A 12,792-nucleotide genomic window follows, 5' to 3' on the forward strand; every position below is an offset into this window, starting at 1 on the left:
GTTTGGCGAAAACGGGGTAAAAGAGGCATCCCACCCCACAGTCCGCAGCCACGCGCCGAGGGACGACGGTCTTGGAAGAATTCAAAAAATAGTTTGATTATTTTGACAAGAACGCCTAATTTTACCACCTCAACAAGTAAAATGCTGAATACGAAGCTCAATTCCGGTTTCTTTTACTTTTTTTACTTCTACTTTAAAAAGTAGGCCGGGAAGCTTTTGTTAAAATGTAAAGAACATAAACAACATAAAGAATCCCGGCCAAACGGCCGGGATTTCTGTTTTAAGCCCGGCGGCGCTACAGCCGCCAAAAAAGAAATGGTACTGAAATTACCCGACGACGACTTAGCAAAAGGCATGGCCATCCAGGGCTACGCGGGCAGCTTCCACCAGGAGGCCGCAAAAATTTTCCTGGGCGACAACGTAAACGTCATCCCCTGCGCCACCTTCCGGGAGCTGGTCAAGATTGCCGGCGAACCCAAACAATCCGCCGGAGCGGTCATGGCCATTGAAAATTCGATCGCCGGTAGCATTCTGCCGAATTATAACTTATTGCAAAAGAGCAACTTACGAATAGTCGGCGAAGTCTATCTCCAAATCCGCCAGCACCTGATGGTCAACCCGGGGGTCAAGCTGGAGGACATAAAAGAGGTGCATTCCCACCCGATGGCGCTGCTCCAGTGCACCGACTTCCTCGACCAGCGGCCCTGGAAGCTACTGGAAACCGAAGATACCGCGCTGAGCGCCAAGCATGTAGCCCAGCACCGCTCCAAACATATCGCGGCCATTGCCAGCAGGGCGGCGGCGGATCTGTACGGGTTGGACATCATCGCCCCGGACATACACACGCTGAAGAACAACTACACCCGCTTCCTCGTCCTGAGACGGGAAGACGAGGCCGAAACGATCGTCAAGGTCGACAAGTCCTCGTTGTATTTCGAGACGGACCACGGCAAAGGCAGCCTGGCGAAGGTCCTGACCCGGATCGCCGAGGGCGGGATCAACCTGAGCAAGCTGCAGTCGTTCCCGATCCCCGGCAGCCAGTGGAAGTATTTTTTCCACGTGGACATGGAGTTCGAGAGCGAGGAACAATTCCAGGAGGTGCTGCTGGACCTGCGGGGGCTCACCCTGGACCTGAAAGTATACGGAATCTATAAAAAAGGCATAACCGCATGACAGCAAAAAGGCTGGAGGGGATCGGGGAATACTATTTCTCCACCAAGCTCCGCGAGATCGACGAGCTCAACAAACAGGGCAAACAGGTGATCAACCTGGGGATCGGAAGCCCCGACCTGCCCCCGCACCCGGAGGTGATCAAGACCCTCCAGGAGGCGGCGGCCCGCCCGGATACGCACGCCTACCAGAACTACAAGGGCTCGCCCATCCTCCGGAAGGCGGTCGCGGGCTGGTATAAGATATGGTACGGAGTCGAGCTCGACCCTGAAACCGAGATCCTCCCGCTGATCGGGTCCAAGGAGGGCATCATGCACATCTGTATGACCTACCTGAACGAAGGGGACGAGGCGCTGATCCCCAACCCGGGGTATCCGACGTATTCGGCGGCGGTAAAGCTGGCCGGCGGAACGGCGAAACCCTATACGCTAAGCAAGGACAACCAATGGGCCCCCGATTTTGAAAGCCTTGAGCAAACCGACCTGAGCAAGGTCAAGCTGATGTGGGTCAACTACCCGCACATGCCCACCGGCCAGAAGGCCTCCGACGACCTTTTTGAAAAGATCGTCGACTTCGGCCGCCGGCACGACATCCTGATCTGCCACGACAACCCATACTCGTTCATCCTCAACGACCACCCGCAAAGCCTGCTGAAAATAAAAGGCGCCAAGGACGTGGTCCTGGAACTGAACTCCCTCAGCAAGTCCCACAATATGGCGGGCTGGCGGATCGGCACGCTCAGCGGCGCCAGGGAGCGTATCAACGAGGTGCTTAGATTCAAAAGTAACATGGACAGCGGCATGTTCCTGCCCATGCAGCTGGCGGCCGCCACGGCGCTAGGCCTGGGCAAGGACTGGTATGATTCGGTGAACGCGGTCTACGCAAAAAGACGCCAACGTGTATTCGAGCTGCTCGACCTGTTAAGATGCGCCTACGACAAGGATCAGGTCGGTATGTTCGTCTGGGCGGCCATCCCCGACAGCTATAAAGACGGCTATGCCGTGAGCGACGCCGTCCTATACAAATCGAATGTCTTTATCACCCCCGGTGGCATCTTCGGAACCGAAGGGAACGGCTATGTCCGCGTCAGTCTGTGCTGTACGGAAGAGAAATTGATTCAATCCATGGAGCGGATAAAAGGGACGAAATGGTCGTAGCAATCATCGGCACGGGTTTGATCGGCGGCTCGATGGCGCTGACACTAAAGCAAATGGGCTTTGCGGACAAGGTCATCGGCGTGGACAGCAGCGAGACGCACTTACAGAAAGCCTTAAAACTTGGTATCATCGACGAAACCGGCGACCCGCTGGACGCCGATCTCATCATACTCGCCATTCCAGTGGACGCAGGCGCGCAAAAGCTACAACAACTCCTGGACAACGCCACGACCCAGACCATCATGGACGTCGGCTCGACCAAAGGCGGCATTTTAACCATCGCGCAAGCGCACCCCAACCGCGCCCGCTTCGTAGCCACGCACCCGATGTGGGGTACGGAGTTCAGCGGGCCGGAAGCCGCGGAATATGGAGGCTTCAGGGGCAGGGCCGCGGTCATCTGCGACCGGGAGGACAGCGCCCCCGACGCCCTGGACCTGGTGGAAAAGGTCTACGACGCCCTGGAGATGCGGAAGGTCTACATGGACGGTCAAAGCCACGACATGCACGCCGCCTACGTGAGCCATATTTCCCACATCACCTCCTTTGCCCTGGCCAATACGGTCCTTGAAAAAGAGCGGGAAGAGGATGCCATTTTCACCCTGGCGAGCGGTGGTTTTGAGAGTACAGTCCGTCTGGCCAAGAGCAACCCTTCCATGTGGGTGCCCATATTCCGGGAGAACAGGGAGAACGTGCTGGACGTTCTGAACGAGCACATCACCCAATTGCGCAAGTTCAAAAGTTGTTTGGAAAAGGAAAACTATACATACTTACAGGAATTGATCGAACAAGCGGGCGAGATCAGGCGGGTGCTAAACAAATAGTACCTTTACGCAAAATTTAGACTACATGAGCACATTTGAAGCACTGGGACTGGACGCCAGACTGATACAAGCCACGGACGCCCTGGGATACGAGACACCGACCGCTATCCAAGAGAAGGCGATCCCGGTGCTGCTCGGCGGGCAGAAGGACTTTATCGGCCTGGCGCAAACAGGAACGGGTAAGACGGCCGCTTTCAGCCTGCCTTTGCTGCACCTGCTGGAAGTGGAAAAACGCTACCCCCAGGCTTTGGTGGTGTGTCCCACACGCGAGCTGTGTTTGCAGATCGTTAACGAGATAGAGCTGTTTAAGAAGTTCATACCGGGTATGCACGTGACGGCGGTATACGGCGGGGCTTCCATCGCCCTGCAGATCCGCGACCTCCGCAAGGGCGTCCAGATCGTCGTCGCCACGCCCGGACGGTTGATCGACCTTATCGAACGGAAGGCGATCGACCTCCAGAACATCCATTACATCGTGCTCGACGAGGCCGATGAAATGCTCAACATGGGATTCCGGGACGACATCGAGTTCATCCTCCAGAATACCCCCAACCGGGAAAGCACCTGGCTGTTCAGCGCGACCATGCCGGACGCGGTGCGCCAGGTGAGCAAGCGGTACATGACCGACCCCGAAGAGGTGACCGTCGGCAAGAAGAACACGGCCAACGCCAACATAGACCACCAGTATTATGTGACGTCCGCCCAGCAACGGTTCGAAACCCTCAAAAGGATCATCGACTTCAACCCCGGCATGTACGGGATCATTTTCACCCGTACCAAGCTGGACGCCCAGGACATTGCCGAGAAGCTGGTCCGGGACGGGTACGACATCGACGCCCTCCACGGGGACCTCACCCAGCAACAACGGGATAAGGTGATGGGGCAGTTCCGCGACAGGAGCCTGCAGTTGCTCGTCGCCACCGACGTGGCCGCCCGTGGGATCGACGTCAACAACATTACCCACGTCATCAACTATGAATTGCCCGACGACGTGGAGGTATATACGCACCGCACGGGCCGTACCGGGCGCGCGGGCAAAAGCGGGATCGCCTTGTCCATCGTCCACGTACGCGAGACCTTCAAGCTCAAACAGATCGAACGGGTGAACAATATCCGGATGAACAAGATGGATATTCCCACCGGGAAAGATGTTTGCCGCAAACAGTTTTATTACTTCATGGACCGCATCCTCAACGCCGACACCAGCCACGGGGACTACGAGACCTTCGTGCCGATGATCGAGGAGAAGTTCGCGAACATCTCCAAGGAGGAAATCGTCAAGCGGTTCGCGGCCCTGGAGTTCGACCGGTTCCTGAAGTATTATGAGAATGCCGCCGACCTGAACATACGCGACCGGGACCCGCGTACGCAACGCCAGGGCACGCGGGAATTCGGCCCCTCGGCCGGCGGGGATCGCCGCCGTTTCGAGAGCGGCGCCGGCAGCGGCAGCGGCGAAATGACCAAGCTCTTTATCAACGTCGGTATCAAGGACGGCTTCTACAAGGCCAGCTTCCTCCAGTTCATCCTGGACATGAGCGATCTCCGCAAGGAAGTCCTGGGCCGTATCGACCTCAAGGAAATGAACAGCTGGGTGGAAGTGGACAAAAAGGCCGCGTCGAAAATGATCAAGGCCATCGACGGAAAAACCTTCAAAGGGCGGAAGATCCGCATGAACGAAGCTAACAGGTAAAACCTACATATATGGAAGCTACAGTAACCACACCGGTCGACGTTATGGCGGTGTTGAACAAGAGACCCCTTATCATCTCCGGCCCCTGCAGCGCAGAGACGGAGGAACAGGTGCTGGCCACGGCGCAGCGTCTGGCTGCTACCGGAAAGGTAGACGCCCTCAGGGCGGGTATTTGGAAACCCCGTACGCGTCCGGGCAGTTTTGAAGGCATCGGCACCAAGGGTCTCCCCTGGCTCCAGCAGGCCAAAAAGCTCACCGGTCTCCCGACCGCCGTCGAAGTAGCCACCGGCAAACAGGTCGAAGACGCCCTGCACTTCGAGGTAGACATCCTGTGGATCGGCGCCCGGACCACTGTCAACCCTTTCAGCGTACAGGAAGTGGCCGACGCGCTTCGCGGCGCGAACGTGCCGGTACTGATCAAGAACCCCATCAACCCCGACCTGGAATTGTGGACCGGGGCCGTAGAACGCGTCGCCAAGGCGGGCGTCAAATACATCGGCCTGATCCATCGCGGTTTCAGCTCTTATGGTAATACCGAATACCGGAATGCGCCGATGTGGCACCTCGGGATCGAGATGCGCCGCCGTAACCCGGACCTCCTCATGGTTTGCGACCCCTCGCACATGGCCGGCCGCCGCGACATCCTCCAGGATACCGCCCAAAGGGCCGTGGACCTGGGCTATGACGGGCTCATGATCGAAAGTCATATCGACCCCGACAAGGCCTGGAGCGATGCCAAGCAACAGGTAACGCCGGAGAAGCTCGCCGAAATGCTCGACGCCATCAAGTGGCGGCACGAGAGCACCCAGGAAGCTGAATTCCTCAGCGCCCTGGCCAAGCTGCGCGAGCAGATCAACCATATCGACGACGAGCTGTTGAGCCTGATGGCCCAGCGGATGAAGATATCCGAGAAGATCGGACAGTACAAAAAAGAAAACAACATTACGATCCTCCAGACCAGCCGCTGGAACGAAATCCTCGAACGCGCCATCCGCAAAGGGGAAAAACAGGGCCTGGGCAAGGAGTTCATCACCAAGTATTTTGATGCGGTCCACCTGGAAAGCATTCGTCATCAGAACAAGGTGATGAATGAGGACTAAGCAAACGATCGATTTTTCGACGGCTTCCTGCGATTATTATTTCAACGCTTCCGCCCGCCGCCTGGACGAGCTGGTACCCCGTGACAGGACCGTGCTCGTCACCGACGAGCACATCTTTGCCCACCACCAGGCCCTTTTCGGGGACTGGAACACCATCGTGCTCAAACCGGGCGAGGAGCATAAGAACCAGGACACCGTCAATGCCATCATCAGCCAGCTCCTCGAATTCGAGGCCGACCGCAGCTGGTGGATCGTGGGCATCGGCGGGGGCGTAATCACCGACCTCACCGGTTACGTGGCGGGGATCTATATGCGGGGGCTGAAGTTCGGTTTTATACCGACGAGCATTTTGGCCATGGTAGACGCCAGTATTGGCGGGAAAAACGGGATCGACGTAGGCGTATACAAGAATATGGTAGGGCTGATCCGCCAGCCGGCGTTCCTCCTCTACGACGTGGACCTGCTGGACTCGCTGCCCGAAACCGAATGGGTCAACGGCATGGCGGAAGTGGTTAAGCACGCCTGTATCAAGGACGCGCCGATGTTCAAGCTGCTCGAAGAGAATACCCTGAAAGGCTTGAAACGCGACAAGGCCCTGCTGGCACGGCTGATCAAACGCAACGCCCTGCTGAAGTCGAAGGTGGTCCAGGCCGATGAGTTCGAAAAGGGCGAACGTAAGCTGCTCAACTTCGGACACACGCTGGGACACGCCATCGAAAACCTGTACGAGCTTCCCCACGGGCATGCCGTGTCGATCGGGATGACCGTCGCCTGTCACCTGTCCGAGGGGTTCACCGGTTTTAGCCAGACCCAGCGGGTCGTGGACGTCCTCGACAAATACGGTCTGCCGACGTATGCCGTCTTCGACGCGCAAAAGGCGTGGGACATCCTGAAGATGGACAAGAAACGCACCGCCTCGGCGATGAATTACATACTGCTCGATCGCGTAGGCCGCGCCGAAGTCCGCTCCATCCCGCTGGAGGAATTACAGTCTTTACTTTTTGAATTCGTCACACCATGATCGTTACCATACAGCCTTCCCGGGTAGCCGGGCCGATGTGGGCGCCCGCCTCGAAGAGCTCGATGCAGCGTGCCTGTGCGGCGTCGCTGCTCCGGAAAGGGCTGACCGTTTTACACAACCCGGGACATTCCCACGATGACCTCGCGGCCATCGACACCATTCAGAAGCTCGGCGCCAAAATCTCCCAAAAGGAAAACGTCCTCGAGATTCAAAGCCTTGGCGTCCACCCCGTCTCCGCCAATATCAACTGCGGCGAATCCGGTCTGGGCGTCCGTATGTTCACCCCCATCGCCGCGCTCAGCGACCTTCCCCTGCATATAGAAGGAGAGGGCAGTCTGCGCAACCGGCCCCTGGGTTTCTTCGACGAAATATTCCCAAAGCTGGGCATAAAAATCGCTTCGCAAAACGGTCGTCTGCCGTTGTCCATTCAAGGCCCCTTAAAGCCCGCATCCATCACCGTCGACGGTTCGCTCAGCTCCCAGTTCCTGACGGGGCTGCTCATGGCTTTTGCGGCGACAGGCGCCTCGGGCGAGGTCATTACCGTCGACAACCTCAAGAGCAAACCATACATCGACCTTACGTTGAATGTCCTCGGTAAATTTGGATGGAACGTCACCCACGAGGACCACCGGACCTTCCACTTCGGCCAGCCTACACCGGCGAACGGCACGCTTCACTATACAGTGGAAGGCGATTGGAGCGGTGGCGCTTTCCTGCTGGTAGCGGGAGCCATTGCCGGAAATGTCGAAGTCAGCGGACTCGACCCGAAATCCACCCAGGCCGACAAGGCGATACTTTGGGCGCTTAATGCGGCCGGCGCCAACATACACGTCTTTGACGACCGTATCATCGTTATGGACGGCCCGCTGACCCCTTTCACCTTCGATGCCACCGACTGCCCCGACCTCTTTCCTCCGCTGGTTGCCCTGGCGGCCTATGCAGACGGAACCAGCGAAATCCACGGTGTTTACCGGCTCGCCCACAAGGAAAGCGACCGCGCCACCGCCCTCACCCAGGAATTCGCCAAACTGGGCATTCGCATCGAAGTGGATGGCGACCTGATGCGTGTGGACGGAGGCACCGGTGTAAAGGGAGGCTGGACGCACTCTCACAACGACCACCGGATCGCCATGGCCTGCGCCGTGGCCGCCCTGGGCGCCGACGGCCCCGTCGTCATCGAGGAGGCGCAGGCCATCAACAAATCATACACCGACTTCTACGATAACCTCCGCCGGTGGGGCGTGCCCGTAGACGAAAAATCATAGACGCCGGGGGGACCCGGCGACACAAACCTTTTACAGATGAACAGTTTCGGCCGCATCTTCCGCGTACAAATTTTTGGCGAATCGCACGGCCCCTGCGTGGGCGTCACCATCGACGGCGTGCCCCCCGGCCTGCCCATCGCCGACGCCGACTTCACCGCCGACATGGAACGCCGTAAATCCGGCGCCAAAGGCACGACCCCGAGGAAAGAAGACGACATCCCGTTGGTGAAAAGCGGCATCTTCAACGGCCATGCCACCGGCGCCCCTATCACCCTGCTGTTCGACAACAACAACACCCGCAGCGGCGACTACGAGAAACAACGCGCGACCCCCCGCCCGGGCCACGCCGACTTCGTCGCCCACGAAAAATACCGGGGCTTCGAAGACTACCGCGGCGGCGGGCACTTCAGCGCGCGCCTGACCACCGGTATCGTCGCCGCCGGCGTAATTGCCAAGAAGATCCTCGCAGGAGCCGCCGCCGGCGTCACCATCGCCGCCCAAATCACCGAAGTCGCCGGCGAACCCGACCCCGAAGCCGGTCTCCAAAAAGCCATCGACGCCAAAGACAGCGTCGGCGGCATCATCGAATGCCGTGCCACCGGCCTCCCCATCGGTCTCGGCGAACCCTTCTGGGACTCCGCCGAATCCCTCCTGGCCCACGCCATGTTCGCCATCCCCGCCGTCCGCGGCGTCGAATTCGGCACCGGCTTCCCCGCCGCCCGAATGTTCGGCAGCCAGCACAACGACCCCATCATCGACGCCGAGGGTCACACCCGCACCAACCACGCCGGCGGCATCGTTGGCGGCATCACCAACGGCAACGAGCTCGTCTTCCGCATCGCGATCAAACCAACCTCTTCCACCCCGAAGGAGCAACAAACCTTTAACTGGGAGACGCAGGAAGTCGAGGCCTTCTCCGTAAAAGGCCGCCACGACCTCTGCGTCGCCCTCCGCGCCCCCGTCATCGTCGAGGCGATGACCGCGATCGTCCTGGCGGACCTTCTCCTCCTCGACCGCGCCGCGCGATAAGCACAAGCAAAAAAAAGCCGCCCAAATAAAAGGCGGCCTTTTCATATAAGAAGCGAAGCGGTCTAATTAAACACATACCGAACCCCAAACTGCGCCTGAAACCGGGACGACAACCCCGTATTAAAGCTATAGCTATTAACAAGCGGCACCTGGTTCGTCGCATCCGCATACGGGAAGGAGAAGAGCGGCGTCTTGTTGTCCGCGGTGGAAATCCCCTCGAACTTCAGGAAGTTGTTCGAAGTGACGGATTTCTGCAACCCCCAGTACTTGTTCACGAAGTTACCCACGTTGATCAGGTCCAGGCTCAGCGTCAGCTGGTGCCGGCCGCCGCCACGGGTATCGAAGAAGATGTCCTGTGAGACGTGCAGGTCGAGCCGTTTGAAGTAGGGCAGCAGCACGGAGTTGGCCTTGGCGTACTGACCGCGGTGGCTGTTCAGGTAGTGGTCCTGGCTGATGTAGTTGTTCAGCTGCGTCCAGATCTGGGACGCGGTGCGGGGGTCGGCAGCCGTACCGGTGGTAGACCCGGTGCCCGTCTGACCGGCCTTTGTGCCCACGGAGCCCGCGTCCACGAGGGCGATGTCGCTCGCGCTCTTCGGGATATAAATCAGGTCGTTGCTGGAGTTGGCGTCCCCGTTCAGGTCACCGTTGTAAACATAGGAGGTGACGCCGGCGGGCGCTGCTTCGAACACGGCCCCGATGTGGGTGGCGAGGTTCTTGCCTTCCGCGATGTTGTAGGTGCCAAAGGCGATCACACGGTGCGGTTGATACCAGCTCGGGTGGGCCAGGGTGGCGGCGTTCGGGTCGGTGTTGGAGACGGCGCGGGCAGCCCACAGCGAAGAAGCGGTGCTCCCGTTCTCCATGGCGGTCATCGTATTGTTGTAGGCGTACGCCAGGCTCAGGGTCAGGGCGCCAATCGTCTTTTGGATCCGGGCGACGGCGGAGTAGGAATAACCCTTGGAGGTATTACCCAGCACGATCACGTTCCCCAGGTTGGGGTTTTGGAGGCTCGTCCCGGCAGAATAGTACTTGTTGCTGGTGGCGCTGATAGCGTTGATATACCGTAGACGGTTGTCGGTCCCATTCAGCGCGAACGCGTTCGTCTCGTTCAGGTTCGCGTTATACATATAGATCGCGTGGATGTCCTTGGAGTAGATGAGCTCGACGGTGGCTACCCAGCTGGAACCGATCTTTTTGTCGAGACCCAGGCTGGTGCGCAGCTTCGTCGGGTACTTCAGGTTGGACTGGGCCACGTTGACCGAATAACCCAGCGGCGTGGACGTCTGGCTCTGGCCGGTTTGCTGCAGGTAATAGTTCAGCCCCTGCTGACCGGTGGGGAAGAACGGGACGTTCTTCTCGGTAAACGAACCGATCTGTACACCGTTGTTGGCGGCCTGGTTCTCGATCCATACGAAGGGGGGAGCGCCCTCGAACACACCCGCGCCGCCGCGGATCTGGAAGGTCCGGTCGTGCTTTACGTCCCAGTTGAAACCAACACGGGGGGAGATCACCACGAAGGACTTGGGCGCTGCGCCGACATTATACGTGGCGCCACCCAGGAACGTCAGCTTGTCGAAGTTCGGGTTGTCGGTGAACTTATTCTGATAAGAGGTAAGGTCCGCGCGAATCCCGTAGGTCAACGTGAAGCTGTTGGTCACGCGCCATTTGTCCTGGGCAAAAAGGCTCAGGTTGGTCGCACCGGCATAAGCCCAGGGGAAAGCGGCGCCCGACAGGGTAGAGTAGTCCTGCGCATACGCGGTGGCATTCTGGCCGGTCAGGAATTGGTCCAGGCTGGCAAACTGATATACGCCGTTCCAACCCGGGGCGAAGGCATTCTGATACTTTTTATAGCTGTTCTGGGTACCAAAAGTGATTTCGTGCGAACCGCGGAACAACGAGAAGATGTCCGTCAGCTGGTAAGAGTCCATGAACAACTTGTTGTTGTAGGTAAAGGGCTCGTAACCGAACGTCGTATAATACTGACCGCCGCTCAGGATGTCGACCAGGGGGAAGTTGTTGGAGGCGGACTGCGCCGAGCGGAAGTCGCGCTCCTTCGTATACCCGATCTGCAGCTTGTTGGAGGCGGAGTTGCCGAAGCGGCTGTTCAGCTCCAGGATATAGATGTCCAGGTCGTTGTTGATCCGGTAGCCGCTGCCAAAGAAGGGCATGGCGTAGGTGCTGGGCTGCGCGCCGGTGGTGGTCGTGGTTAGACCGGAAGCGCCCACCGAACGGCTGGTGCTGGCGAACTGGTCGGCGTAGGACTTCAGGTAGTTGTACTTGAAGGTCAGGGTATTGTGCTCGTTGATGTTCCAATCGAGCTTAGCGTTGACCTTGTAGCTGTTGGTCTTGAAGGTATACCCTTGAAAGGCCCCGGGGTTATACCCATAGGTCTTTTGAAGGTAGTTGGCGATCTCGGTCAGCGTGTCGGCGTTGGCGATGGACACCGACCCGGCCTTGGGCGGATTGCTGGCGGTAGAGGCCACATAGCTGGTGGCCGGCGCCGACTGCAGGTCTTCCTCGGCATTCACGAAGAAGAACAGCTTGTTGTGGATGATCGGGCCGCCGAGGCTGGCGCCCAGGACGTTGAAGTTGAAGGGCGTCCGCGGTACGATCGTGTTGTCGACGTGATATCCGATGGTGCCGGGTCCTTTGATGTAGTCGTAGACGGTACCGCGGAACTTGTTGGTCCCGGAACGGGTCACGGAGTTGATGCCGGCGCCGGTGAAGCCGCCTTCGCGGACGTCATAGGGAGAGATGTTGACCTGGATCTGGTCGATGGCGTCCAGGGCAATGGGCTGGGCGCTCGCCTGACCACCCAGGGTGCTCGACAGACCAAAGGAGTTGTTGAAATCCGCGCCGTCCACCGTGACGTTGTTCATCCCCGGGTTCGTACCGGCGAAGCTCAGACCGCTGGCGGTGGGTTCCAGCTTGGTAAAGTCGGAAAGCGAGCGGCTGATCGTCGGAAGCGTCTCGATCTGGCTGCGCGTGACGATCTCCTGCTGCCCGGTGTGGCTGGTATTGAAAATCTTGTTCTGACGGGTCCCCGTCAGCACGACCTCGCGCAAAACGGTCGTCTCCTGGACCAGCTTGAAGTCGGCAAAATACGTCTGGCCGAGGACGAGCGTAACGTTTTCCTGTTTTTGCATACCATACCCCGTGTAGGTGACAGTGAGGGTGTACGGACCGCCCACGCGCATGTTGGCGATGTTGAACCGCCCGTCTTTGCGGGTCGTCGTGGAATACTTAGTGCCGGTGGGATTGTGGATGACTACGACGGTAGCGCCCGCCAAGCCGTTGGTTCCATCCGTAATCGTTCCTTGCATGTCTGAAGTCGTTTCCTGCGCCAGGAGGGATAGGGGCACGAGGATAACGGCCATGAGGGTGCACAGCAGTTTCTGCAGTCTCATAATCGGTTATTAGGTTTAGTTTCGAGGCGCAAATAAAACGATTAATTTCCGGGATGATTAATGAACTGCATTATCAAATTGTTAGGCTGTGAATGCGTCGGTGCGACAAAATAAAAAGGCCGCCCGGATGAAGGG

9 protein-coding genes are annotated in these 12,792 nt (G+C 58.5%); 8 read left to right on the forward strand and 1 reads right to left on the reverse strand.

Annotated features, from left to right (window positions below; all coding sequences use genetic code 11):
* The first annotated feature begins 315 nt into the window (after positions 1-315).
* Genes VL547_RS18125 through VL547_RS18160 form a run of 8 tightly spaced genes read left to right on the forward strand, consistent with a single transcriptional unit; the run spans position 316 to position 9,253 of the window.
* Positions 316-1,173, forward strand: coding sequence for a prephenate dehydratase (locus tag VL547_RS18125; protein ID WP_325580506.1), 858 nt, complete (start codon positions 316-318; stop codon positions 1,171-1,173).
* Positions 1,170-2,327, forward strand: a complete 1,158-nt coding sequence (locus tag VL547_RS18130) for a pyridoxal phosphate-dependent aminotransferase (protein WP_325580508.1) — start codon at positions 1,170-1,172, stop codon at positions 2,325-2,327. The genes VL547_RS18125 and VL547_RS18130 overlap by 4 nt, the downstream gene beginning before the upstream one ends.
* Positions 2,318-3,148 (forward strand): prephenate dehydrogenase, encoded by an 831-nt coding sequence (locus tag VL547_RS18135; RefSeq protein ID WP_325580511.1) that lies wholly within the window; start codon positions 2,318-2,320, stop codon positions 3,146-3,148. The genes VL547_RS18130 and VL547_RS18135 overlap by 10 nt, the downstream gene beginning before the upstream one ends.
* Before the next feature lie 25 nt (positions 3,149-3,173).
* Positions 3,174-4,838 carry a DEAD/DEAH box helicase gene (locus tag VL547_RS18140; protein ID WP_325580513.1) on the forward strand — a complete coding sequence of 555 codons (1,665 nt, stop codon included), beginning with the start codon at positions 3,174-3,176 and terminating at the stop codon, positions 4,836-4,838.
* A gap of 11 nt (positions 4,839-4,849) precedes the next feature.
* A complete protein-coding gene (locus VL547_RS18145) occupies positions 4,850-5,938 on the forward strand; it encodes a chorismate mutase (RefSeq protein ID WP_325580515.1) in 1,089 nt (362 codons plus the stop codon).
* The gene (aroB, locus tag VL547_RS18150) at positions 5,928-6,959 is read left to right on the forward strand and encodes a 3-dehydroquinate synthase (RefSeq protein ID WP_325580517.1); all 1,032 of its coding nucleotides are present in this window, start codon (positions 5,928-5,930) and stop codon (positions 6,957-6,959) included. Before VL547_RS18145 ends, aroB begins: the two co-directional genes overlap by 11 nt.
* Entirely contained in the window at positions 6,956-8,224 is a 1,269-nt protein-coding gene (gene aroA / locus VL547_RS18155; protein WP_325580519.1) for a 3-phosphoshikimate 1-carboxyvinyltransferase, read from the forward strand. The genes aroB and aroA overlap by 4 nt, the downstream gene beginning before the upstream one ends.
* A 36-nt stretch (positions 8,225-8,260) precedes the next feature.
* On the forward strand, positions 8,261-9,253 hold the full coding sequence (locus VL547_RS18160) for a chorismate synthase (RefSeq protein WP_325580521.1): 993 nt from the start codon (positions 8,261-8,263) through the stop codon (positions 9,251-9,253).
* Between the two features lie 62 nt (positions 9,254-9,315).
* On the opposite strand, the gene VL547_RS18165 is transcribed toward VL547_RS18160, so the two are convergent.
* Positions 9,316-12,657, reverse strand: coding sequence for a TonB-dependent receptor (locus VL547_RS18165; protein WP_325580523.1), 3,342 nt, complete (start codon positions 12,655-12,657; stop codon positions 9,316-9,318).
* Between the last annotated feature and the right edge of the window lie 135 nt (positions 12,658-12,792).

Source organism: Dinghuibacter sp. (genome assembly GCF_035492835.1).
In the GTDB taxonomy this organism is placed as follows: Bacteria; Bacteroidota; Bacteroidia; order Chitinophagales; family Chitinophagaceae; genus Dinghuibacter.